Here is a 23308-nt window from a genome sequence, read left to right as displayed (position 1 = left end):
TGGAGGGAGCCGTGGCGGTGGGAAGTGCTTCGTACCTGGAGTTGTTGCTGGCATCGGACACCGACGTCGCCGACTTCGACGAGCCCCTGACCCAAGCACGAGCCAAGGGCGCCCCGGCCGACCAACTCGCCGAGCTGGAACGTGAACGCGCGTTGGCGCTGCGCGTGCGTGAGATCCTGATCGGGCACCGACGGCACCAGGCCGAGCTGCAACTCCTCAACGACACCGCACACGACCTCGCCGCGCTGCACGACCTGGACGCAGTGCTCCAAGCCATCTCCGACCGGGCCCGCCGCCTCCTGGACTGCGACCTGGCCTACATCAGCCTCAGCGACCGGGATCGCGGTGACAGCTACATCAAAGCCGCCTCGGGCAACATCTCCGGGCTGCTGCGCGCACTGCGGTTGCCCAGTGGGGCCGGGGTCGGGGGCATGGTGGCTCGCACGGGTGCGCCCTACAGCGTGCTGTCCTACCACGAGGACAAGTCGATCATCCACACCGCCGAGATCGACCGGACGGTGCGCGCGGAGAAGATGGTGTCGTTGCTGGGTGTGCCGGTGGTGCTCGGGCGGCACGTGATCGGGGTGCTGCTGGCCGCGCACCGCGAGCAGCGCACGTTCAGCGGGCGGGACGTCAACGCGTTGTCCATGCTCGCTGCGCACGCGGCGGTGGCGATCGACAACAGCCGGTTGCTGGGTGAGGCGCGGGCGGCGGCGGACGAGTTGCGGGTGGCCAATGCGACCACCCGGTCCCACGCCGAGGACCTGGAGCGCAGTGCGGCGGTCCACGAGCGGCTCACGCGCCTGGTCCTGGACGGCAAGGGGGTCGAGGACGTGGTCCAGGCCGCGGCGAACTCGGTCGCGGCAGGTGCGTGGTGCTGGTGAACCGGGACGGTGCCGTGGTGACCAGGGCCGGTGCCGAGGTCGAGGTGGACGACCTGGGCGCGGTCGCGCGGGCCGCGCGGGAGGCCGGGTGCACGATCACGACCGGCACGACGTGCGCGGTGCCGATGATCACCGAGTCGGACTACCTCGGCACGATGGTCCTCGCCGGCACCAGCGCGGTCGGCGACATCGACCGGCGCACGTTGGAGGCGACGGCGTTGGTGGCCTCGCTGGTGCTGGTCACCCGGCAGCGCGTGGCCGAGACCGAAGCCCAGGTGCGTGGCGAACTGCTGGAGGACCTGCTCTCCCCCTCCCCACGGCGGGACGACCTGCTGCGCCACCGCGCTTCCCTGCTGGGGGTGGACCTCGACGCCCGGCACGTCGTCGTGGTGGCCCGGGTCTGCGGGGGCGGGCGCGACCGCTACCACGCCGCCGCTGCCGCCCTGGCCCGCCGTGGTGGTGGTCTGGCGACCTGCCGCAAGGACGAGGTGGTGCTGTTGCTGCCGGGCACCGACCCGGGGCCGCAAGCACGAAACGTGAGCCGTGAGCTGTCCACGAGCGCACGGCCGGTGACCGCGGGCGCGGCGGCGGTGGAGAGCGTCGAGCAGGTCGCCGAGGCGTACCGGGAGGCTGCGGACTGCGCGCAGGCCATGCTCGCGCTGGGCCGTGCCGGCGAAGGGGCCGACGCGGCCGAACTGGGTGCGGTGGGGGTGTTGTTCGGCAGCAGGCGCGACCTGGGCGCGTTCGTGGACTCCGTGCTCGGCTGCCTGATCGACTACGACGAGACGCGCGGCGCGGACCTGGTGCGCACGCTGGGCGCGTTCTGCGCGAGTGGGCAGAACATGTCCACCACCGCGCAGGAACTGCACCTGCACGCCAACACCATCGCCCAGCGGCTGTCCCGGATCGGACAGCTGCTGGGCGAGTCCTGGCGCGATCCGGACCGCCTGCTGGAGGTCCAGATCGCGTTGCGCCTGCTGCGGATCAGCCGGCCGGAACTGTTGAGCTAGCCGTACAGACGTAGCTGCGCGCGGAGTCGGGGTCGCCCGCTCCGACATACCGGGGCCAGGCCGGGTACTGGCACAGCGGTCGGGTGCGTCCGCCCGCCGACGGGTTCTTGTCGGTCACCACCTGCGCGACCGGCGGCCGGTGGTGCTCGACCCAGTTCTCCAGCGCCGTCACCGAGTCCCAGCCGGCGGCGAAGGCCGCGTCGACGTTGACGTGGTTGGCACCGGGCACCAGGTAGAGGCGGGCGAACCGCTGGGTCGCGCCCTTGCCCGTGGTCTGCTCGACGCGCCGGAAGTAGTCCACAGTGGACCGGTGGCTGACCAGTTCGTCGGCCGTGCCGTGCACGAGCAGCAGTTTGCCGCCGGCGTCGGCGAACGGGCGCAGGTCGGGGTCGTTGACGTCCTGCAACCGCGACAGCTCGCTGATGCGCTGCTGCCACTTGCCGGGTGTGCGCGGGTCCAGCGACAACGAGTCGTACGCCGGGTCGCGCGTGACGAAGTACTTCACCCACTGCTCCCAGAACTGCACGCCGTACCCGGCCGTCTTGGGCATCGGGTTGGCGGGCGCTTGCGTGCCCAGGCCCAGCAGCGGTGTGGTCATGTCCGCACCGGACAGGAACGGGAACCCGGGGTAGCCGCGTTCGCCGCTGCCGATCGGGTAGTCCCACCGCAGTGGCTCCGACATCGCCCGCACGGCCTGGAGCTGCGCGTCCGACAGGCACGAATCGCCCAGGTCCGCGCCGTCCGCGCAGCGCAGCGACCGCGGGTCGAACCGGCACCCCGCTTCGTCGGAGACCACGCCGTCGCGGACACCGTCACGACCGTCGCAGGCGGCGATCACCGCTCGATGCAGCAGCGCCTGCTTGGCCGGTCCCGGGAACGCGCCCGGCTGGGCCAGCAGCCGGGCCTGGTAGCCGAAGAACAGGTCCAGGCTCGCCGCGTTCCACGCCGGGTAGGCCGAGATCACGCCGTCGAAGTCGGCCGGCCACCGCTGCGCGACCGCCAACCCCTCCCGACCGCCGCTGGAGCCGCCGGCGAAGTAGCTGTGCACCGGAGGACGGCCGTAGTGCCTGCCGACCAGGAACAGGGCGGCGTCGCGGGTCTTCTTCAGCGCGTCACCGGCGAAGTTGCGCAGCGCCTCGTCGTTAACCGCGAACGAGCCGTCCAGGGACCGGGTCGGGGTGAAGTCCGGCGCGGCCTGGTGACCGGAGTCGCTCGCGAAGGTCGCGTACCCGCGGCCGAGCGGGGTGGGCCGGTCGGCGGGGCCGTAGGGGACGTTGCCGGCGACGTCGGGGATGGTGCCGTCGTACCCGCCACCGCCGAACATCATCGTCTTGCGGTTCCACCGCGCCGGCAGCGCGACCCGCAGGAGGACGTCCGGCGCGGCCGGGTCGACCGGGTGGATCGCCGCGTCCACCCGGCAATGCGCGGGTTCGCCGGTGATCCGGGCAGCGGTGACCTCACCACCCGAGGTCGGCAGGCCGATCACGGCAGCCGGGATCGCCAAGCCGGTCAACCCTGCGCACGAGTCGGTCGCCGCCAGCGCCGGCGGAGCCACCACCACCCCGCACACCGCCACCCCGCACGCCACCACCCCGCACGCCACCACCCGGCACACCACCACCCGGCACACCAGCGCCACCAGCACACCAGCGCCACCCAGCACACCGCCACCCGGCACACCAGCGCCACCACAACGCCGAGCTTCCTCATGACGCCACCCCGAGTCGGACAACCGCGGGAACGACCACATCCGGCTCGGTCACGGCACGCACGTCCTCGACCGTGACCCCTGGAGCCAGTTCGCGCAGGACAAGGCCGTCCGCGGTGACGTCGAGGACGGCCAGGTCGGTGATCACCTGGTGCACCACGCGCCGGCCCGTGGTGGGCAGGGTGCACGCGTTCACGATCTTGGGCGCGCCGTCCCGGGTGGTGTGTTCCATCAGCACGATGACCTTCCGCGCGCCGTGGACGAGGTCCATCGCCCCGCCCATGCCCTTGACCATCGCGCCCGGGATCATCCAGTTCGCCAGGTCACCCTCGGCGGAGACCTGCATCGCGCCGAGCACGGCGACGTCGATGTGGCCGCCGCGGATCATGGCGAACGACAGTGCGGAGTCGAAGAAGGACGCGCCGGGGGTGACGGTGACGGTCTCCTTGCCGGCGTTGATCAGGTCGGGGTCCTCGGAGCCGTCGACGGGGTAGGGGCCGACGCCGAGGATGCCGTTCTCGGAGTGCAGCACGACGTGCTTGCCCTGCGGGATGTGGTCGGCGACGAGTGTGGGCAGGCCGATGCCGAGGTTGACGTAACCGCCATCCGGCAGTTCGCGGGCAGCGCGGGCGGCCATTTGGGTGCGGGTCAGGCTCATCGGGTGGTCACCTCGGCGAGGTCGCGGTGGCGGGTTTCCTTGGCGGCGAGGACTCCGGCGGTGGAGATGACGGCCGCGACGACGACGTAGATCGTGACGGGTGTGGGGTTGCCGTAGCGGGACAGCAGCGCGGTGGCGATCAGCGGGGCCAAGGAGCCGGCGATGATCGAGGTGACCTGGTAGCCGATGGAGGTGCCGGAGTAACGGACCTCCGTGTCGAACTGTTCGGCGAAGAACGCCGCCTGCGGCCCGTACATCGCCGCGTGCGCGACCAGCCCGCCCACCACGGCCAGGGTGAGCAGCCACCCGTCACGGGTGTCCAGCAGCGGGAAGAACAGCAGCGCCCACAGCCCCATGCCGATCGTGCCGCCCAGGTACACCGGTCGGCGGCCGATCCGGTCGGACAGCGCGCCGAAGGCGGGGATGGCGACCAGGTGCACGACGTTGGCCAACAACAAGGCGTTGAGCACCAGCGCCTTGTCCAGCTTCAAGTACGTGGTGACGTAGGTGAGGACGAACGCGGTGATGATGTAGTAGGAGATGTTCTCCACCATCCGCGCCGAGATGCACACCCCGATCTGCTTGGGGTGGCGGCGCAACGCCTCCAACGCCGGAGCCCGCCGCGCCTCACCGGCCTTGGCTCGGGCCGCGGTGAAGACCGGCGCGTCCTCGATGGACGAGCGGATCCAGTAGCCCAGGCCGATCAGCAGGGCCGACACCAGGAACGGCACCCGCCAGCCCCAGTCGAGGAAGGTCCGGTCGGGCATGGTCGCGGCCAGCAGCGCCAGCACCGCGGTGGCCAGCAGGTTGCCCACCGGGACCCCGGCCTGCGGCCAGCTCGCCCAGAACCCGCGCCACCGGGGCGACCCGTGCTCGCTGACCAGCAGCACCGCGCCGCCCCATTCGCCGCCGATGGCGAAGCCCTGCACCAGCCGCAGGACGGTCAGCAGGACCGCCGCCCACACGCCGACCGAGGCGTAGGTGGGCAGCAGCCCGATCCCGGCGGTGGCCACGCCCATCGTCACCAGGCTCACCATCAGCAGCTTCTTGCGGCCGACCCGGTCGCCGAAGTGCCCGAACACCAGGCCGCCCAGCGGGCGTGCGACGAACCCGAGCGCGTAGGTCAGGAAGGCCAGCATGGTGCCCACGAGCGGGTCGCTCTGCGGGAAGAACAGCTTGTTGAACACCAGGGCGGCGGCCGAGCCGTAGAGGAAGAAGTCGTACCACTCCACGGCGGTGCCGACCAGGCTGGCGGCCACCACCCGGCCCATGCGGGTCGGTGGCGCGGCGGCGGCTGTGCTCATCAGGGACTCCTTTGTCGTGCCGTGCCGAGAAAAGCGTCACCGGCAGGCGGTGTGCACGGCCGCAACGCTAGGTCGGGGTCCCGGGCCGCCCAATGTGGTCGGCCACGCAAAAACCGCGCCGCTCATGTGGGCGGCCACATTGTCGACCGCACAGGGCTTGGCCCACTGTTGGCCGGCAGGACGGCGGAGGAAGGGACACGATGGACAAGCTGGTTTCGACGGCCGCGGCGGCGGTGGCCGACATCCCCGACGGGGCGAGCCTGGCGGTGGGCGGGTTCGGCCTGTGCGGCATCCCGGTCGAGCTGATCCGGGCGCTGCACGCGCGCGGCACCACGGGGCTGGACGTCGTGTCCAACAACTGCGGGGTGGACGACTTCGGGTTGGGCGTCCTGCTCGCCGACCACCGCATCGCGCGCATGACCAGCTCCTACGTCGGGGAGAACAAGGAGTTCGCCCGCCAGTTCCTCGCCGGGGAGCTGGAGGTCGAGCTGGTGCCGCAGGGCACCCTGGCCGAGCGGCTGCGCGCCGGCGGGGCGGGCATCCCCGCCTTCTACACCGCCACCGGCGTGGGCACGCCGGTCGCCGAGGGCGGGGTCCCGCTGCGCCACAGCCCGGACGGCCGGGTGGAGACGAGCACGCCGGCCAAGGAGGTCCGGCACTTCGACGTCGGCGGCGACCCGCGCCCGTTCGTGCTGGAACGCGCGATCACCTGCGACTACGCCCTGGTGCACGCCGCCCGCGGCGACCGGCACGGCAACCTGGTCTTCCACCGGTCGGCGCGCAACTTCAACCCGTTGTGCGCGATGGCCGGCCGGATCACCGTCGCCGAGGTGGAGGAGCTGCTGGAACCCGGGGAACTGGACCCCGACGAGGTGCACCTGCCCGGCGTGTTCGTGCAACGGGTCGTGCACGTGGGCGTCGGCGTCGACAAGCGGATCGAGCGGCGCACGGTCCGGGCCGCCACGGGGTGAGCCGGTGGACGTCGCCTTCCGCCTGCTGGAACTGCTCGCCGGCGGCGCCCGCAGCGAGGACCTGGCCCTGGTCGCCGTGGACGACCCCGCCGCCGGCCCGGCGGCCGAACTGGCGCTGCGCATCAACACCACCCTGCGCGACCACCGACGTCGGGAAGCCGAGCTCAGCGCCCTGTTCGACACCGCCGGCGACCTGGCCCGGCTGCGCGACCCGGACGAAGTGCTGCGCTCGATCGTGCACCGCGCCCGCCGCCTGCTCGGCGTCGAACTGTCGTACCTGACCTTCAACGACCCGGTCACCGAGACCACCTCGATGCGCGTCACGGACGGGTCGGTGTCCGAGCTGTTCCCCCGGGTCCGGATGCGGATGGGCATCGGGCTGGGCGGCCTGGTCGCGCAGACCGCCCGCCCGTACGCGACCCCGGACTACCTCACCGACGAACGCTTCCACCACAGCGAGCCCGTGGACGCCGCGGTCAAGGACGAGGGGTTGACCGCGCTGCTCGCGGTGCCTCTGACGTTGGGGCACAACGTGATCGGGGTCCTCTACGCCGCCGAGCGCACACCCCGGGACTTCACGCCCGACGAGATCGCGCTGCTGTCGTCGCTGGCCGACCACGCCGCCGTCGCACTGGACAACGCCCGGCTGCTGGCCGAGATCAGCGCCCACAGCCAAGCCGTGGAACGCGCCGAGGAAGCCCACGACAAGCTGATGGACCTCGTGCTGCGCGGCGGCGACCTCCCGGCGGTGGCCGCCGCCGTGGCCGACACGCTGGGCGGCGGCATCGGCATGTACACCGCCGAGGGCGTCGAACTCGCCCACGCGGGACCGCCCACCGGGGCACCGGACCCGCACGACGTCGCCGCCTCGCACCACTCCGGCCGCGCACTGTCCACACCGGACGGTTGGGTGTGCGCGGTGCAGGCCGGCCCCGAGCTGCTGGGCAGCATCGTGCGCAGCGCCGCACCCATCGACTTGGCCGGCACAGCCGACCTGGTCGACGCCGACCGCCGCCTGTTCGAGCGCGCCGCCGTCGTCACCGCCCTGCTCCTGCTGCTGCGCCGCTCGGTGGCCAAGGCCGAGGACGAGGTCCGCGGCGAACTGCTCACCGACCTGCTCACCGCGCCCGACCGCAACCCGTCGGCGCTGGTCGACCGGGCCCGCCGCCTCGGCGTGGACATCACCGCGCCCCACGCCGTGCTCATCGCCCACGCCACCACGGTCCCGCGCCGCCGCCTGGCCACCGCCGCCGCCCAGCACGCCGCCCTGGTCGGCGTCCACGCCGAGCAGGTGGTGCTGCTGGTCCGCGACGGCTCCCCCGGTCCGCTGGCCGCCCGCGTCTCGACGGCCCTGGGCGCGGCGACGGGGTGTCCGGTCACCGTCGCGGCGGCCGGACCGGCGTGTGGACCCGCCGAGCTGGCCCGCGCCCACGCCGAGGCGAGCCGGTGCCTGCGCGCCCTGCTGCGGCTGGGTCGCGAGGGCACCGGGGCGTCGATGGCGGACCTGGGTTTCGTCGGGCTGCTGCTCGCCGACGACGGCGACCACACGGCGTTCATCCGCCGGACCCTCGGCCCGGTGTTCGACTACGACCGCGACCGCGGCACCGAGCTCCTGCGCACGCTGGAGGCCTACTTCGCCACCGGCGGCAACCCGCCGCGCGCCAAGGACCTCCTGCACGTCCACGTCAACACCGTGGCCCAGCGCCTGGACCGCATCGGCAAGCTGCTCGGGCCGGACTGGCAGTCCCCCGATCGGGTCCTGGAGATCCAACTCGCACTGCGCCTGCACGCCTTGCAGGCCTGACCCCACCACCTACGACTCGAGGACATCCATGGCGCTATTCGGCATAGTCGGTGCAGGGCTCATGGGCCACGGAATCGCCGCCGCACTGGCCCGAGCGGGCCACCACACCCGACTCCACGACCCGGACCCGGCCGTGCTGGGCGACGTGCACGACCGCGTGGAGCGGGCGCTGGAGCTCAGCGGCACCCCGGAGGCGGCGCGGATGGCCGTGCAGGACCACATCAGCGCCGTGCCCGACCTGGACGCCGCCCTGCACCAGGTCGACGTCGTGGTGGAGGCGGTGCCGGAACGCATGGCCGTCAAGCACGAGGTGGTGGCGGCGGTGGAGGCCCTGGTGCCCCCGCGCACCCCGATCTGGTCGAACACCTCGGTCCTGTCGATCACCGGGATCGCCGACGGCATGCGGCACCCGGAACGGCTGGTGGGCGTGCACTGGTGGAACCCGGCCCACCTCATCCCGCTGGTGGAGATCGCCCCCGGCGCCGCCACGGACCCCGCTTTCGTCCGGTCCGCCCACGACCTGGTCACCTCCTTGGGCAAGACCGCGGTCCGCCTGCACCGCGACGTCCCGGGCTTCATCGGCAACCGGCTCCAGTTCGCCATGGTGCGCGAAGCCCTGCACCTGCTCGACGAAGGCGTCTGCGACGCGGAGACCATCGACACCGTGGTCCGCGGCAGCTTCGGCCTGCGGCTGGCGGCCGTGGGCCCGATGGAGAACGCCGACCACATCGGCCTGGACCTCACCCGCTCCATCCTGGCCAACCTGGCGCCCCACCTGTCCACCGCCACGGACGCGTTCCCCACGCTGGACAAGCTCCTCACCGACGGCCACCGCGGCCGGACCACCGGCCGGGGCCTGCTCGACTGGACCGGTCCGCACGACGTGACCAGCCGCCTGATCGAGGGCATCCGCCGCAACCTCCCGGCACGGTGAACGCGGTCGGGGGCTATTTCGGGCCGTAGGTCCTGATGATGGTCTGCAAGGCCGGCTCGATTCCAGATAATCGGACATCATTCGCCCTCCAGGAAAGAACGAAAAGGAATTTCGGACCACTGTGCTCGCGGGGGCGATGTCCGCAGCCACATGTCGAGCCGCTCGATGATGTGGACGCACACATGGTCCCGGAGTTTTCACGTTCGTAGCATCGGCGTCACAGCGTGATCCGGATCACCTGCCGATTCCGGTACCAATCCCTGCCAGGAGGCTGTTCGATGTCCACAACCCAAGCCCGCGCGGTGCTGCGCGGCCGAGGTGCGGCGCTGCTCGCCGTGCTGACCGCCGTGGCGGCCGCCGCGGTGTCGCTGGTCGCGTTGTCGCCCCAGGCGCGAGCGGATCTGGTCACCGCGGCCGTCGAGCACGACCCGGTGATCATCATCCCGGGCATGACCGGCACGACGGCGAACATGGAGCCGATGAAGACCAGGTTCGTCGGCGCGGGATGGCGCCAGGACCGGGTCGACACCTGGACCGACAGCACGAGCATGACCGGTGACCTGACCCGCGCCGGCGAGGAGATCGGGCGCGAGGTCGACAGCGTGCTGGCCCGGACCGGCGCCCGCAAGGTCGTCCTGGTCACCTGGTCGGCCTCGACCCTGGCCGCCCGCTCCTACCTCAAGCGCGTGCCCGGCGCGCAGGACAAGGTCTCGCTGTACTTCTCGATGGCCGGCCCCCACCACGGCACCACGACGGCGTCGATGTGCCAGAACACCTACGTGTCCTGCAAGCAGTTCGCCATCGGCTCGCCGTGGCTGGCCGACCTGAACGCCGGCACCGAGGTCCCCGGCTCCCCCGCCGTCCGCTACACCACCCAGCGCTCCACCTGCGACTGGAACGTCAACCCCAGCACCAGCGCCGAGCTCGCCGGGGCCACGAACCTCCAGACCCCGACCTGCATCGGCCACGGGTCCTTCCCGAGCGACGCCGGCGTCTTCGACCAGATCAAGAACACCATCCTCGACCACGAGAAGCAGACGCCCACGTCCACCACGACGGCCCCGACGACCACGAGCAACCCGACCACGAGCAACCCGACCACGACCACCAGCGTCCCGCCGACCTCGCCGTGCTCGTCGGTCAACGGCCAGTGGGCCACCGCCGGCCCGTTCGCAGTCACCTCGGCCTCCAACGGGCGCGGCACCACCGTCGTGCGACCGGTCGCGCTGGGCACGCTGGGCTGCACCGCCCACCCGGTCGTGCTGTGGAACAACGGCGCACGCTCCCACCTGGACCGGTACATGCCGCTGCTCGACCACCTGGCCTCGCACGGCTTCATCGTCGCCGCGGCCGAGGGCAACACCGGCACCGGCGTCGCCATGCTGCAGGGCCTGGACTACCTGACCACCGAGAACTCCCGCGCCGGCAGCCCGTTGCAGGGCAAGGTCGACCTGTCCAACGTCGGCGCCACCGGCCACTCGTTCGGCGGCGGCGCGGCGGTGGACGCCGGGGCCGACCCGCGCGTGGACACGATCGCCCCGATCTACCCCCTCGCGTTCAGCAGCGCGAGCAGGCTGCACGGCCCGGCCGTGTTCTTCGCGGGCCAGAACGACACCATCGTCTCGCCCACCACCGTCCGCAACACCTACAACCAGGCCACCCAGGTCCCGGCCATCTACGCGGAGCAGCGCGGCGCCGACCACTACGGCTTCCCCGACCTGCACGGCGCCATCACCGCCTGGTTCCGCCTGCACCTGATGCACGACGAGCAGGCCCGCGGCCTGTACTTCGGCCCGAACTGCACCTACTGCTCGTCCACGTTCTGGTCGATCTTCCAACGCAACACCCTGGCCCAGGCCGTCCCCGGCGCCTGATCCCGAGAGGCGGGGCTCCCCACACCGCGGGAGCCCCGCCTCCTCGTCGGCATATCGCCGGCATATCGAAATCCGCATACGCGCCGGCAACACACCGCTGTCTTGAATGGGCAGCATGACCGGCAGCGAATCCGCGACGACAGCGGTCACGATCTACGGGTGCGATCACGACGAAGCGGTTCTCTTCCGTAAGATGGCACCCCGTTTCGGGGTGCGACCGATCATCACCGAGGCACCGGCGTCCGAGGCGACCGCCGAACTCGCGCTCGGCACCCGGTGCGTCAGCGTGGGCCACAAAACGCGGATCACGAACGCCGCACTCCGCGCGCTCCGCCGGGTCGGTGTCCGGTACATCTCCACGAGGAGCGTCGGGTTCGACCACATCGACGTGCGTCACGCGGCGAGCCTCGGGATCTCCGTGGGGAACGTCGCCTATTCGCCCGACAGCGTCGCCGACTACACGTTGATGCTGATGCTGATGGCGGTCCGGAACGCGAAATCGGTCGTCCGCCGGGCCGATGTGCACGACTACCGGCTGACCGACGCGCGCGGGAGGGAACTCCGCGACCTGACCGTGGGCGTGGTCGGGACCGGCCGCATCGGCACCGCGGTCCTGGACCGGCTGCGGGGTTTCGGGTGCCGCACGCTGGCCCACGACATCCGCCCCAGCGCGGACCACGTTCCCCTGGACGCGCTGGTCGAGCAGAGCGACATCGTCACCCTCCACACGCCGCTCAGCGCGGAAACCCACCACCTCCTCGACGAACGGCGCATCGCCCGCATGAAGCCGGGCGCGTTCGTGGTCAACACCGGACGCGGTGCGCTCATCGACACCGACGCGCTCGTGGCGGCGTTGGACAGCGGCAGGTTGGGTGGCGCGGCGTTGGACGTCCTCGAAGGGGAGGAAGGGATTTTCTACGCCGATCTGAGGGATCAGCCGATAGACAGCAAGAACCTGCTGCGGTTGCAGGAAATGCCGAACGTGCTCATCAGTCCGCACACGGCCTACTACACGGACCACGCCCTGCGCGACACCGTGGAAAACAGTCTCGTCAACTGCGTGAACTTCGAAAGCGGGAAGCATGGCTAGCGTGAACGTCGGAATCGTCTTCGGGGGCAGTTCGGAGGAGCACCCCGTCTCGGTGAAATCCGCGCGGGAGGTCGCGAAGAGCCTGGACACCGCCAAGTACGAACCCTTCTGGATCGGCGTGACGCAGAGCGGCGAGTGGCGGCTGTGCGACGGACCCGACGAGGGCTGGGACGGCGGGAGCGGCCGTCCGGTCGTGCTGTCGCCGGACCGGAGCGTCCACGGACTGCTCGTGCTGGACGAGGGCAAGTACGACACGGTCCGGCTCGACGTCGTGCTGCCCGTCCTGCACGGCAGGTTCGGCGAGGACGGCGCGATGCAGGGCCTGCTGGAGCTGTCCGGCATCCCGTACGCGGGGTGCGACGTCCAGAGCTCCGCGCTGTGCATGGACAAGTCCCTGTCCTACGTCGTCACGCGCAGCGCGGGCATCCCGACCCCGAACTTCTGGACCGTGCCGGCGGGCGAGTCGGTCGAGCCCGGTCGGCTCACCTACCCCGTTTTCGTGAAGCCCGCCCGGTCCGGGTCGTCGTTCGGCGTCACCAAGGTGACCCGGGAGGGAGAACTGGCGGACGCGCTGGAGGCCGCGCGGCAGTACGACTCCAAGGTGTTGATCGAGGAAGCGGTCGTCGGCAGCGAGGTCGGGTGCGCGGTCCTGGGCAACGGCGCGGACCTGGTCACCGGCGAGGTGGACCGGATCTCCCTGTCCCACGGCTTCTTCCGGATCCACCAGGAGGACGCGCCCGAGACCGGTTCGGAGAACTCGGTGGCGATCGTGCCCGCCGACGTCCCGGCCGAGACGCGCCGGCTCGTGCAGGAGACCGCGAAGGCCATCTACCGCGCCCTGGGGTGCCGGGGGTTGGCGCGGGTGGACCTGTTCCTCAAGGAGGACGGGACCCTGGTCCTCAACGAGGTCAACACCCTGCCCGGCCTGACGTCCTACAGCCGCTACCCGAGGATGATGGCCGCCGCCGGGTTGCCGCTCGGCGACGTGCTCGACCGCCTCATCTCGTCGGCGCTGGCGGAGAAGTGACCGTGGAGGACGGTTTCGCCTTCGTGGACGAGCTCGTGCCCGGGATCCGCTGGGACGCCAAGTACGCCACCTGGGACAACTTCACCGGCAAACCGGTGGACGGCTACCTGGCGAACCGGATCGTCGGCACGACCGCCCTGTGCGCGGCCCTGGACGAAGCGCGGGCGAAGGCCGCCACCGAGGGTTTCGGCCTGCTGCTGTGGGACGGCTACCGCCCGCAACGCGCGGTGGACCGCTTCCTGCGCTGGTCGACCGAACCGGAGGACGGCCGGACGAAACGACGGCACTACCCGAACATCGACCGGACGGAGATGTTCGACCGGGGGTACGTGGCCGCCCGGTCCGGCCACAGCCGGGGCAGCACCGTCGACCTGACCCTCTACCACCTGGACACCGACGAACTCGCCCGCATGGGCGGCGACCACGACCTGATGGACCCGATCTCACACCACGGCGCACCGGGGACCGCGGCCGTCGAGGCGAGGAACCGGCAGGTCCTCCGCTCGATCATGGAGGACTGCGGTTTCCTCGCCTACGAACGGGAGTGGTGGCACTACACGCTGAGGGACGAGCCCCACCCCGACACCTACTTCGACTTCCCGGTCGGGTGATCGACCCGGGGCAGCCGGACCGTCACGCGGAGCCCTCCCCCGGCCCGGGGCGTCAGGGTGAGGGTCCCGTCGTGCGCGGTGGCGATGTTCCGCACGATCGCCAGGCCGAGACCGACGCCGGCGTGGTCGCCGCGGGTGCGCCCGCTGCCGCGCTGGAACGGCTCCGCGAGCGTGGCCACCACGTGCGGGGCGAGCCGCTCGCCGGTGTTCTCCACGGTGAGCACCACGTGCTCGGCCTCCACCCCGGTCGTCACCCACACCTCGCCGCCCTCGGGCACGTTGTGGACGATCGCGTTGTGCAGGAGGTTCGTCGTCATCTGCAGCAGGAGGGCGTACGAGCCGGCGGTGGGGGTGAACTCGCCCGAGACGTGAACGGGCAGGCCGCGCTTCTCCGCGAGGGGCAGGAGGGTCTCGGCGGCTTCCTCGGCCAGCAGGGACAGGTCCACCTCCTCCCGGACGAAGGACCGCTGGTCGGCGCGGCTGAGCACGAGCAGGGCCTCGGTGAGGTCGATCGCGCGGGCGTTGACGGCGTGGAGGGTGTCGATCAGGTCGGCGGCGGGGCGGTTCGGGTCGTTGCGGGCCACGTCGAGGAGGGTCTGGGTGATCGCCAGCGGGGTGCGCAGCTCGTGGGAGGCGTTGGCCGCGAACCGCCGTTGCTCGGCGACGTGGGCTTCGAGCCTGGCCAGCATGGTGTCGAAGGCGTCGGCGAGCTCGCGGAACTCGTCCCGGCGGCCCGCCAGCCAGATCCGGTGGGACAGCGACCCCTTGGCGGCCAGGCGGGTGGCGTCGGTGATGCGCGCCAGCGGCATGAGCATCGCGCCGGCCAGCAGCCACCCGCCCACCAGGCCGAACGCCAGCAGGCACACCAGCGCCGCCGCCACCCGGGGCGCGAATGCGCGCCACAGGTCGTACCGGTCGGGGCCGATCAGGATGAAGTCGCCGGGCGGGAGGAAGTCGCCTGCGGGCACGTACCGCAGCAGGAACACCCACACCACCGCGAGCAGCAGCGCGCCCGCGACCATGAGGAACCCGGCGTAGCTGAGGGTGAGCTTGAGGCGGATGCTCAACCCGGGCCGCCTATCCACGCTCGCCCCCGGCGTCCGACCCGGCGTCGATGCGGTAGCCCACGCCCGGCACGGTGGCGATGACCCAGGGCTCGCCGAGGCGCTTGCGCAGCGCGGACACGGTGATGCGCACGGCGTTGGTGAACGGGTCGGCGTTCTCGTCCCACGCCCGCTCCAGCAGCTCCTCGGCGCTGACCACACCGCCCTCGGCGGCCACGAGCACCTCCAGCACGGCGAACTGCTTGCGGGTCAGCGCCACGTACCGGCCGTCCCGGTAGACCTCGCGCCGGAACGGGTCCAGCCGCACGCCCGCGATCTCGCGCACCGGCGGCCTGCTGCGCGCCCGCCTGCGGTCCAGCGCCCGCAGCCGCAGCACGAGTTCCCGCAGGTCGAACGGCTTGGTGAGGTAGTCGTCCGCGCCCAGCTCGAACCCGGAGGCCTTGTCGTCGATCCGGTCGGCGGCGGTGAGCATCAGGATCGGCATGCCGCTGCCGGAGGCCACGATGCGTGCGGCGATCTCGTCGCCCGAAGGCCCCGGGACGTCGCGGTCGAGGACGGCGATGTCGTAGGTGTTGACGTCGAGCAGCTCCAGCGCGGTGTCACCGTCCCCGGCGATGTCGGCCGCGATCGCCTCCAGGCGCAGCCCGTCGCGGATGGCCTGCGCCATGTACGGTTCGTCCTCGACTATCAACACACGCATGTCCCGATGCTACGAGCGGACCCATATCGCCGGCATATCGAGAACCGCATACGCGCCGGCAACGGCACGGTGATTTGACTGGTCGCATGGGTCGAACCGAGTTCTCGAAGGGTGACGGCGCCCTACCCGACAAGGTGACCGTATTCGATGACGACTACCCCGGCGTGGCCAATCTCGACGCCGCACTGCTCGCCGCCTTGCGCACCGCGGCGACCGATGCCGCCGAAGACGGCGTCAAATTCTTCGTCAACAGCGGGTGGCGTTCTCCGGAATACCAGAAAAGACTTCTCCGGGAGGCGGTGATCAAGCACGGGTCCGTGGAGGAAGCCGCGCGGTGGGTCGCCACGCCCGAGACGTCCCCGCACGTGTCGGGGAACGCGATCGACGTCGGTTTCGAGGCCAGGGCGTGGCTGGCGACGCACGGTGCCCGGTACGGGTTGTGCCAGATCTACGCCAACGAGCCGTGGCACTACGAACTGCGCCCCCAGGCCGTCACGGACGGCTGCCCGCCGATGTACGCCGACCCCTCCCAGGACCCGCGGATGCGCCGGGCCTGAAGATCAGTCGAGCCCGAGCAACCGCCGCACCTCCTCGACGTCCGAGGCGCGCGGCAGCCCCTCGAACAGCGCCAGCGCCTGCCGCCACACGGCTCGGGCCTCGTCGTGCCGGCCCAGCGCGGTGAGGGGGTGGCCGAGCGCCCGCAGCGCGTAGGCGTGCATGTGGTTGTCGCCGAGGTCGCGGAGGATGTCGAGCGCACGCCGGTAGTGGTCGACCGCCCGGAGGTGGTCGCCGGTCTGGTGCGCGATGTAGCCGAGGCTGTCGAGGGCTTCGGCTTCGCCCTCGCGGTTGGCGTGCCGCGCGCTCAGGCGCAACGACGCCTCGCAGTACTCCCGGGCCTTCTCGAAGTCGCCGAGCCGGGCGTGCAGGAACCCGGCGCCGTTGAGCGCGACGGCCTCCCACACCGGTTCCCCCAGCGCGCGGAACAGGTCGAGGGCGGCGGCGGAGTGGGTCAACGCCCGCTCGTCCTCGCCGCGTTGCGCCCAGTGCACCGCGAGCGTCTGGTGGGCGTGCGCCTGCTCGTGGCGGTCGCCCGCGCGCTCCGCCCAGGTCAAGGCCTGGTGGAGGTGGTCGAACGACTCCTCGACCCGGCCCGTCCAGACCAGGGCGTGGCCGAGGCGGCGGTGGACCGCGGCGTGGACGGCCGGGCCGTCGAGGTGCGCGGCGGCCCGCACCGCCGCCTCCCACACCGCCAGGTCGTCGTGGTGGTGGGCCTTGCGCTGGTGGAAGCGGCTCAACGTCCACGCCGCCTGCCACACGGCCTCGTGCCACCCCTGCGCGGCGGCCAGCCGTTGCGCGGCCAGGAGGCAGGCGTGCTCGGCGGCGAACCACGCCAGGGCCTCGGCCTCGTCGGCGAGCGGCCTGCGGTGCGCCGGCGCGGGCAGGCCGAGGTCGATCGGCGGCCGCGGCGGCGGGATGAGCTGCTCGGCGGTGTGCGCGGTGTGCAGGTAGTAGCCGACCAGCCGGCGCAACGCGGCCTCCCGGTCCGCCCGGGGCAGGTCGCGCTCGGCCCGGTCGACGGCGTACTGGCGGACCAGGTCGTGCATCCGGTACCGGCCCGCGATGTCCTGGTCCACCAACGACATCCGCCGCAACCCGCGCAGCACCGCCCTGGTCCGCGCGACCGGCAAGCCGACCAGGTTGACCGCGGCGGGCAGGGCGATGTCCGGCCCCGGCGCGACGGCGAGGAGCCCCAGCACGCGCGTCTGGTCCGGGGTGAGCGCGTCGTAGGACCAGGACAGGACGGTGGGCAGGCTGACCGCCGGGTCGTCGTCGTCCAGCGCGGACAACCGTTCCTCGCGCAGTTCGGCGGCCACTGTGGACAGTGGCAGGTGCGGGTCGGTCTGCACCCGGCCCGCCACGATGCTCAACGCCAGCGGGAGCCCGCCGCAGTGCGCGAGGAGTTCGTCGACCGCCCGGGGTTCCGCCGCCACGCGGTCGGCACCCAGCCGGGCCACCAGTAGCGCGCGGGCCTCGGGCTCGGGCAGCACGTCGATCGGCACGTGCCGGGCGGCGTGGCCGGTGACCAGGCCGGTGAGCTGGTTGCGGCTGGTCACCACGACCAGGCAGCCGGCCGTGCCGGGCAGCAGCGGCCGGACCTGGTCGGCGTCGCGGGCGTTGTCCAGCAGCACGAGCATCCGCCGGCCCGCCAGCAGGCTGCGGTACAGCGCGGCCTGCGCGTCGAGGCCGGACGGGATCCGCTCGGTGGGCACCCGGAACGAGTCCAGCAGGGTGCGGACGGCCTCACCGGGCACCATCGGCGCGCCGGACGGGGCGAACCCCCGGAGGTCGAGGTAGAGCTGACCGTCGGGGAACCGGTCCGCCACCCGGTGCGCCCAGTGCACCGCGAGCGCCGTCTTGCCGACGCCCCCGCCGCCGGCCACGGTCGTGATCACCACCGGCCCGCCGTTCGCCGCGGGCTCGTCGACCAGCGCCGCGAGCAGCGCCAACTCCGCCTCCCGTCCGACGAAGTCGTGCGTCGGCGCGGGGAGCTGCCTCGGCACGGTCCCGCCGACCGGGGTCGGCTCGCCGGTGCCGCCGGCGAACCGGGACAGCTGCCACCGCACCTCCGCCGCGGTCGGCCGCCGGCGCGGGTCGGGGTCGACCAGAGCGGAGAGCACGACGGCCAGCGGGCCCGTCCCCTCGGCGTTGCCCTCGACGGCCGCCGACAGCGTGGTCCCGAGGGCGAACATGTCCGACGCGGCGGTGGCCGGGTGGCCGCGGAGCACCTCGGGTGCCAGGTAGCCGGGGGTGCCCGCGAGCCGCGCCGTCCCGGTCAGCGTGACCTCCGACCACACCGCCACGCCGAGGTCGGCCAGCTTCGCCGTCCCGTCCGCGGTGACCAGGACGTTGGCCAGGGTGATGTCGCGGTGGACCATGCCCTTCGCGTGCATGGCCGACAACGCGTCCGCGACCTGCGCCCCGACCGACGCGGCCACTCGCGGTGACAACGGCCCGTCGGTGCGCACCACCTCCGCCAGGCTGCGCGCCGGCAGGTGCTCCATGACCAGCCACCGCACGCCGTTCTCGACCACCACGTCGAAGACCGAGATCACGTGCGGGTGGTGCAGCCCGGCGCCGATGCGCGCCTCCCGGCGGACCCCGTCGCCGTCCCCGGTGGTCGCCTGCTTGAGCGCGACCACCCGGCGCAACTCCAGGTCCGCGGCCCGCCAGACCTCCCCCATGCCGCCCCGGCCGACGACTTCCTCCAACCGGTACCGGCCGGCGACGACGTCCCCACTGCGCACGGTCCCAGGGTAGTCACCCGGTGGGGTGGTGGAGGGTGATCGCGCCGCCATCGGCCCACTCGACCGTGACCCCGGGCAGGCCGCGGGTCCACTCGCGGGTGAGGTGGTGGAGGTGGTCCCGGTCGGGTGGGGTGCGGCCCAGGCCGATCACGTGGGTGGTGCCGTCGTCGGTCGCGGTGGGGTGGGGCCAGGCGTGCGCGTCGTGGACGCCGGCCGTCTCCAACGCCGTCAGCAACGCCCGTAGCCGCCCCCGCACCCGGCCGGTGGACGCCTCCGGGGCCGTCACCACCGCCCACGCCGCGTGCCGGCGGTACAGGGGCGGGCCCTCCGACCACGGCTCGCCGCCGGCCCGCGCGACCTCCCAGGCGTCGTACAGCTCCTGCGTGAGCAGGTCCCTCATCCCCTCCCCCACCTGCTCGGTGCACAGCCGGAAGGGCGCGGACGGCGTCACGACGGACACCGCCGCCGAAGTGTCCACAGTGGACGAGATGGTGACCTGGTCCCGCCAGTCCCACGCCGCCCACGTGCCGAAGAAGTCGACGAGCAGGTCGCTCGGCGCGTCCACCACGGTCTTCGCGGCCAGCACCGCCCAGCCCAACCCGGGGATCCCGCCGTGCGGAGCCGAGTCCAGCCCTCGCGCCCGTGCCCACGCCTTGACCCGCAACGCCAGCCACCGGAACTCCGGGAGCCGGTCGCCGACGAACGCCAGGACCGCCTCGGCGTCGCTCACCGCGCTCAGCGCCACGGCCGCCGCCGGGTCCAGGTCGAGGCGACGGGCCACGGCTTCCGACGGTTCCACGGCACCACTTCCGACGACGGCGAGGTCCACGTGGGTCCCGCCGACCCGCATCCGCAGCCCCGGCACGCGCGCACCCACCACGGGCCGGACCCGCGTCGCGCCCGGCACGACCACCCGCCCGAGATCCGCCTCGCCCGGGACCACCGCGACCAGGTCGAGGTCCGCCCCCGCGAGCGCGCACCCCATCCGCCGCGACCCGACGACGTGCACCACCGCACCCGGCACCGACACCGGCCCGACCTCGGCCGCGGCCTGTGGTGCCACGCCCGGCTCGGCGTGCCACCGGACCTCGCCCGTGCCCAGCGCGACCGTGGCGCGTGGCCGCATCGGCTCGTCGCCCCGCCGCGACAACACGACCAGTTCGCCCACCTGGGCGTCGAAGCGTCCCAAGCCGTGCACTTGCCCGCGTCCGAGGGTCAGGTGCGGCGTGAACTCCCGACCGCGGCACCCCGGGAACCGGCGCACCAGCACGTCGTGCAGCCGCGCCCACGGCTCCGCGCCGCCCGCCGCGGGGTCCAGCCACACCACGCCCTGCTCGAACGTCCGCACGCCCTCCAGCCGCACGTCGAACGGCCGGACCTCCGCGACCGCCCGCGCCAGCAGCGGGACCGCCGTGTCGAACTCCGACTCCGGCACGAACCCGAACAGCAGCGTCACGTGCGCTGGCCACCGGTCCGCGCCGGGGTCGTGCCGCCGGCGCACCGCGTCGACCGCCTCGGCCACCGCAGGCGGCGGCAGCCACACCACCGCCGTCCGGTGGGTCGGCGGCACGTCGAGCACCTCGTCGGACGTCCCCGCCTCGAAGCCGACGTCGACCTCGACGCCGTAGTGGTCGGAGACGAACTCGGTGGTCCCGCGCAGCACCGCCCGCCCCGCGCGCAGGCCGTCGCCGCGCAGGAACACCCGGTCCAGCCGCGCGGCCCGCCCGGACAGCGACGACACCGCCGCCAGCGGGTTGGCCGCCGGGTCGAAGGTCGGCGTGTCGGCCCCGTGGACCTCCAGCCAGGCGTCCCGGACGCCCAGCGCCCGCTCGGGCGTGTCGCCGCCGTCGTTGAAGTCGCCGACCAGCACCACCGGGCAGTCCACTTCGGACAGTCCCTCGGCGAGCTCGGCCAGTTCCGCCGCCCGGCGCTGCGCCCCGCCGGAGTGGTCGCTGGTCAGGTGCGTGCCCGCGACCACCACCGGCCCGGCGGCGGTGTCCACCACCAGCGCGGTCACGGCCTTGTGCGGACCCAGGACGTGCCGGCCGGCCTCGAGCACGGGCACCCGGGACAACAACAGCAGCCCGCAGTCCTCCACGTCCCGCCCGGCCGGGTCCACGTCCACGACGTACCGCTCCCGCACCCACGGCTGGGCCAGCACCAGGGACAGCAGGTCCCGTTCGACTTCCTGCAACGCGATCACGTCCGCGTCGGCCCGCGCCAGTTCCGCCAGCAGCAGCGGACGGCGGCGCGCGGTGTCGATGCGGTCGCGGTCGAACCGGTCCCACAGGGTGTTCCACGTCAGCACCCGCAGCCGCTGCGGCACCGGCCCGTCGCCGCCGCCCGGCCGCCAGCCGCCGGCCCACGCGAAGGTCCGGCCGGCGGTGAAGAACGGTGCCCGCAGCCGCCGGGCGGTACGAGCACGGCCGGCACCCGAGGTGTCGACGCGGTCCAGGCCGGTGGCCCGGTCCCACACCAGTTCGCCGTCCGCCTCGACGAACAGCACCCGGTGCCACGGCACGTCCCCGCCGGGCACGAACGACGGCAGCGGCACCCGTTTCGGCGCCGCCCCGCGCACCGCCACGCCCAGCACGAACCGCGCCGGGTCGAACCGGGCGTCCCACCGCACCCGGTGGTAGATCTCCTCGCTGGTGCGCATCACGCCTCCCCGCCCACCGACCCGGCGACGTCGGCCACGGTCGCGTCCCGGTCGACGTACCAGGTGCGGTGCGCCTCGCCCGGGTACGGCGGCGAGAACCGCGCCCACTGCGCGGCCACGACGTCCGCCGGGACCCGGTGCTCACGCCCGGCGTTGCGCCGCGCCGCCGTCTCCTCGTCCACCACCGGCACCGCGTGCGTGACCAGCGCGCCGTGCCGGTCGGCCACGTCCCGCAGCACCGACCGCTGCGGCCGGTTCAGCGAGGTGGCGTCCCACACCACCGTGCCGCCGCGCGCCAGTGCCACGTCCAGCCGCCGCAGGCCCTCGCGCAGCACGTCCCCGTTCGCCCGCTGGTCCGCCCGCGCGCCCCGCGCCGCGCGCAGGTCGTCCAGGGACACCACGTGGTCCACGCCGGCGAGACCGCGCACGAAGGTGCTCTTGCCCGAACCCGCCGGGCCGCACATCGCCACCAGCCGGGGGAACCGCCCGTCCCGCCACCGCCAGGTCAGCGCCGCCGCTTCCTCGACGGTGTGCACCCGCCCGTCCGCGAACGCCTCCCGCGCGTGCGCCCAACACCGGTCGCCGACATCGCCCACGCCCACCGCCTCGCGCAACCCCGACCGCAGCCACCCCAACGGGTCCGCGCCGAGCAACCCGCTCTCCTCGGCGTGCAGGGCCGACCAAGCCACCTGGTCGCGTTCGTCGTCCGCCCGCGCCACCGCCCGCGCGACGGCGTGCAGCACACCGAGATCGGCGGCCACCGCCAATCGCACCAGGCCCGCGCGCCGCTCGTCGTCCGGAAAGGCCCGGTGCAGCACCCGGCTCAGCCCCACCAGGTCCGCGACCCGCCGCGCCAACGGCATCCCCATCGCCGCCAACCGCGGCAACAACCTCGCCCGAGGCACCTCGTGCAGCAACGCGGCCAGCACCCCGGCCAGGCGGGAGTCACCGTCACGATCCGGCAGGTCGAGCCGGGCCACGGCCTCCGCGTCCCCGGCACCCACAGCGGCGACCAGCCCCGGCACGTCCACCGCCAGTCCGGCCCGCACGTCCCACAACGCACCCGCCGCGCCCCGACCGTTGGGCACGACCGGGCCGAGCATCCAGTGCTGGTCCGTGCGCACGTGATCCCGCCGCACCCATTTGGCCACCCGGTGCCCGAAGGCAGCCCGCTCGAACCCGTCCACCGTGCGCACGACGTACCCCTCGTGGCGGTTCAGGTCCAGCCGCAACCCCCGCACCGCCCGCTCGTCGAACACGCCCCGCCACAGCACGCGCGGCACCGGCACCCCCAGCCGCCGCGCAAACCGGACCGTCTCGTCCCACCCCAGGCAGCGGTCGCCGTCCCACACGGAGAAGGCGTAGAACCAGCTGTCCAGGTCGTCGTAGGCGAGGGAGTGCCGCGCGTACAGGTTCTCCCCGCACACCCGCCACCCCACCGGGATGCGCGCCGCGACCGCGCCGTGCAACGCCTTCACCCACGCCCGCGACGGGTGGTGCGCCGAGTCCAAGGACCGCGCGTGCACCCCGTCCCGGTAGAGCGTGGTGTTCTCCCCGTCGAGCTTCTCGGTCACCACGACCTCGCGCCCGACCAACCCGCCCAGATCGGCCAGCCGCACGTCGTCCGCCGTCGCACCGGGCGACCAGGGCAGGTGCGACGTGCGGGGGTACCGGACCCACATGCTCCCACCCTCCCTCGACGACC

Annotated in this window: 18 protein-coding genes; 10 read left to right on the top strand and 8 right to left on the bottom strand. The window is 72.9% G+C overall.

The window, feature by feature from the left end:
• Positions 1–17: 17 nt before the first annotated feature.
• Both DFJ66_RS41840 and DFJ66_RS41835 read left to right on the top strand, forming a co-directional pair.
• Positions 18–884: a GAF domain-containing protein gene (locus tag DFJ66_RS41840; protein ID WP_170200061.1), complete on the top strand. Its 867-nt coding sequence runs from the start codon at positions 18–20 to the stop codon at positions 882–884.
• On the top strand, positions 881–1894 hold the full coding sequence (locus tag DFJ66_RS41835; RefSeq protein ID WP_147459548.1) for a PucR family transcriptional regulator: 1014 nt from the start codon (positions 881–883) through the stop codon (positions 1892–1894). Before DFJ66_RS41840 ends, DFJ66_RS41835 begins: the two co-directional genes overlap by 4 nt.
• Here DFJ66_RS41835 and DFJ66_RS41830 read toward each other — a convergent pair.
• From DFJ66_RS41830 to DFJ66_RS41820, 3 genes are all read right to left on the bottom strand, one after another.
• A complete protein-coding gene (locus tag DFJ66_RS41830) occupies positions 1869–3509 on the bottom strand; it encodes a tannase/feruloyl esterase family alpha/beta hydrolase (protein WP_397556288.1) in 1641 nt (546 codons plus the stop codon). The two genes, DFJ66_RS41835 and DFJ66_RS41830, sit on opposite strands and share 26 nt — an antisense overlap.
• 91 nt (positions 3510–3600) lie before the next feature.
• On the bottom strand, positions 3601–4260 hold the full coding sequence (locus tag DFJ66_RS41825; RefSeq protein ID WP_121230362.1) for a CoA transferase subunit B: 660 nt from the start codon (positions 4258–4260) through the stop codon (positions 3601–3603).
• Entirely contained in the window at positions 4257–5564 is a 1308-nt protein-coding gene (locus DFJ66_RS41820) for an MFS transporter (RefSeq protein ID WP_121230360.1), read from the bottom strand. The genes DFJ66_RS41825 and DFJ66_RS41820 overlap by 4 nt, the downstream gene beginning before the upstream one ends.
• A 200-nt stretch (positions 5565–5764) precedes the next feature.
• On the opposite strand from DFJ66_RS41820, the gene DFJ66_RS41815 reads away from it, so the two are divergent.
• The 7 genes from DFJ66_RS41815 to vanX all read left to right on the top strand — a co-directional run bounded on the left by DFJ66_RS41815 (position 5765) and on the right by vanX (position 13875).
• The gene (locus DFJ66_RS41815; protein WP_121230358.1) at positions 5765–6535 is read left to right on the top strand and encodes a CoA transferase subunit A; all 771 of its coding nucleotides are present in this window, start codon (positions 5765–5767) and stop codon (positions 6533–6535) included.
• Positions 6536–6539: 4 nt separating this feature from the next.
• Positions 6540–8339 (top strand): helix-turn-helix domain-containing protein, encoded by a 1800-nt coding sequence (locus tag DFJ66_RS41810; RefSeq protein ID WP_121230356.1) that lies wholly within the window; start codon positions 6540–6542, stop codon positions 8337–8339.
• A 28-nt stretch (positions 8340–8367) separates the two neighbouring features.
• Positions 8368–9273 carry a 3-hydroxyacyl-CoA dehydrogenase family protein gene (locus DFJ66_RS41805; RefSeq protein ID WP_121230354.1) on the top strand — a complete coding sequence of 302 codons (906 nt, stop codon included), beginning with the start codon at positions 8368–8370 and terminating at the stop codon, positions 9271–9273.
• Between the two features lie 278 nt (positions 9274–9551).
• Positions 9552–11147, top strand: a complete 1596-nt coding sequence (locus DFJ66_RS43245) for a poly(ethylene terephthalate) hydrolase family protein (protein WP_170200057.1) — start codon at positions 9552–9554, stop codon at positions 11145–11147.
• A 115-nt stretch (positions 11148–11262) separates the two neighbouring features.
• Positions 11263–12237 carry an NAD(P)-dependent oxidoreductase gene (locus DFJ66_RS41795; protein ID WP_121230352.1) on the top strand — a complete coding sequence of 325 codons (975 nt, stop codon included), beginning with the start codon at positions 11263–11265 and terminating at the stop codon, positions 12235–12237.
• A complete protein-coding gene (gene vanA, locus DFJ66_RS41790; RefSeq protein WP_121230350.1) occupies positions 12230–13264 on the top strand; it encodes a D-alanine--(R)-lactate ligase in 1035 nt (344 codons plus the stop codon). Before DFJ66_RS41795 ends, vanA begins: the two co-directional genes overlap by 8 nt.
• Before the next feature lie 2 nt (positions 13265–13266).
• Entirely contained in the window at positions 13267–13875 is a 609-nt protein-coding gene (gene vanX / locus DFJ66_RS41785) for a D-Ala-D-Ala dipeptidase VanX (protein ID WP_121232508.1), read from the top strand.
• Here vanX and DFJ66_RS41780 read toward each other — a convergent pair.
• Together DFJ66_RS41780 and DFJ66_RS41775 are read right to left on the bottom strand one after the other, a co-directional pair.
• Positions 13851–14960 carry a sensor histidine kinase gene (locus DFJ66_RS41780; RefSeq protein WP_121230347.1) on the bottom strand — a complete coding sequence of 370 codons (1110 nt, stop codon included), beginning with the start codon at positions 14958–14960 and terminating at the stop codon, positions 13851–13853. The two genes, vanX and DFJ66_RS41780, sit on opposite strands and share 25 nt — an antisense overlap.
• The gene (locus DFJ66_RS41775) at positions 14953–15639 is read right to left on the bottom strand and encodes a response regulator transcription factor (protein ID WP_121230345.1); all 687 of its coding nucleotides are present in this window, start codon (positions 15637–15639) and stop codon (positions 14953–14955) included. The genes DFJ66_RS41780 and DFJ66_RS41775 overlap by 8 nt, the downstream gene beginning before the upstream one ends.
• Positions 15640–15725: 86 nt before the next feature.
• Here DFJ66_RS41775 and DFJ66_RS41770 point away from each other — a divergent pair, with 86 nt between their 5' ends.
• Positions 15726–16196, top strand: a complete 471-nt coding sequence (locus DFJ66_RS41770) for a M15 family metallopeptidase (RefSeq protein ID WP_121230343.1) — start codon at positions 15726–15728, stop codon at positions 16194–16196.
• 3 nt (positions 16197–16199) lie between these two features.
• Here DFJ66_RS41770 and DFJ66_RS41765 read toward each other — a convergent pair whose 3' ends face one another.
• From DFJ66_RS41765 to DFJ66_RS41755, 3 genes are read right to left on the bottom strand one after another with little or no spacing between them, the layout of a single operon-like run.
• A complete protein-coding gene (locus tag DFJ66_RS41765) occupies positions 16200–18944 on the bottom strand; it encodes a protein kinase domain-containing protein (RefSeq protein WP_211351499.1) in 2745 nt (914 codons plus the stop codon).
• Positions 18945–18957: 13 nt separating this feature from the next.
• The gene (locus DFJ66_RS41760; RefSeq protein ID WP_121230339.1) at positions 18958–21603 is read right to left on the bottom strand and encodes an RNA repair domain-containing protein; all 2646 of its coding nucleotides are present in this window, start codon (positions 21601–21603) and stop codon (positions 18958–18960) included.
• Positions 21603–23285 carry an RNA ligase family protein gene (locus tag DFJ66_RS41755; protein ID WP_121230337.1) on the bottom strand — a complete coding sequence of 561 codons (1683 nt, stop codon included), beginning with the start codon at positions 23283–23285 and terminating at the stop codon, positions 21603–21605. The genes DFJ66_RS41760 and DFJ66_RS41755 overlap by 1 nt, the downstream gene beginning before the upstream one ends.
• Positions 23286–23308: the final 23 nt, after the last annotated feature.

The organism is Saccharothrix variisporea, from assembly GCF_003634995.1.
Classification (GTDB): Bacteria; Actinomycetota; Actinomycetes; order Mycobacteriales; family Pseudonocardiaceae; genus Actinosynnema; species Actinosynnema variisporeum.
This window is presented reverse-complemented; position numbering and strand designations above follow the sequence as displayed.

Excerpts from the sequence above, each read along its gene's own strand:
- DFJ66_RS41825 (WP_121230362.1), bottom strand. The coding sequence starts at position 4,260 with ATGAGCCTGACCCGCACCCAAATGGCCGCCCGCGCTGCCCGCGAACTG.
- DFJ66_RS41820 (WP_121230360.1), bottom strand. The coding sequence starts at position 5,564 with ATGAGCACAGCCGCCGCCGCGCCACCGACCCGCATGGGCCGGGTGGTG.
- DFJ66_RS41815 (WP_121230358.1), top strand. The coding sequence starts at position 5,765 with ATGGACAAGCTGGTTTCGACGGCCGCGGCGGCGGTGGCCGACATCCCC.
- DFJ66_RS41805 (WP_121230354.1), top strand. The coding sequence starts at position 8,368 with ATGGCGCTATTCGGCATAGTCGGTGCAGGGCTCATGGGCCACGGAATC.
- DFJ66_RS43245 (WP_170200057.1), top strand. The coding sequence starts at position 9,552 with ATGTCCACAACCCAAGCCCGCGCGGTGCTGCGCGGCCGAGGTGCGGCG.
- DFJ66_RS41795 (WP_121230352.1), top strand. The coding sequence starts at position 11,263 with ATGACCGGCAGCGAATCCGCGACGACAGCGGTCACGATCTACGGGTGC.
- vanA (WP_121230350.1), top strand. The coding sequence starts at position 12,230 with ATGGCTAGCGTGAACGTCGGAATCGTCTTCGGGGGCAGTTCGGAGGAG.
- DFJ66_RS41775 (WP_121230345.1), bottom strand. The coding sequence starts at position 15,639 with ATGCGTGTGTTGATAGTCGAGGACGAACCGTACATGGCGCAGGCCATC.
- DFJ66_RS41770 (WP_121230343.1), top strand. The coding sequence starts at position 15,726 with ATGGGTCGAACCGAGTTCTCGAAGGGTGACGGCGCCCTACCCGACAAG.
- DFJ66_RS41760 (WP_121230339.1), bottom strand. The coding sequence starts at position 21,603 with ATGCGCACCAGCGAGGAGATCTACCACCGGGTGCGGTGGGACGCCCGG.
- DFJ66_RS41755 (WP_121230337.1), bottom strand. The coding sequence starts at position 23,285 with ATGTGGGTCCGGTACCCCCGCACGTCGCACCTGCCCTGGTCGCCCGGT.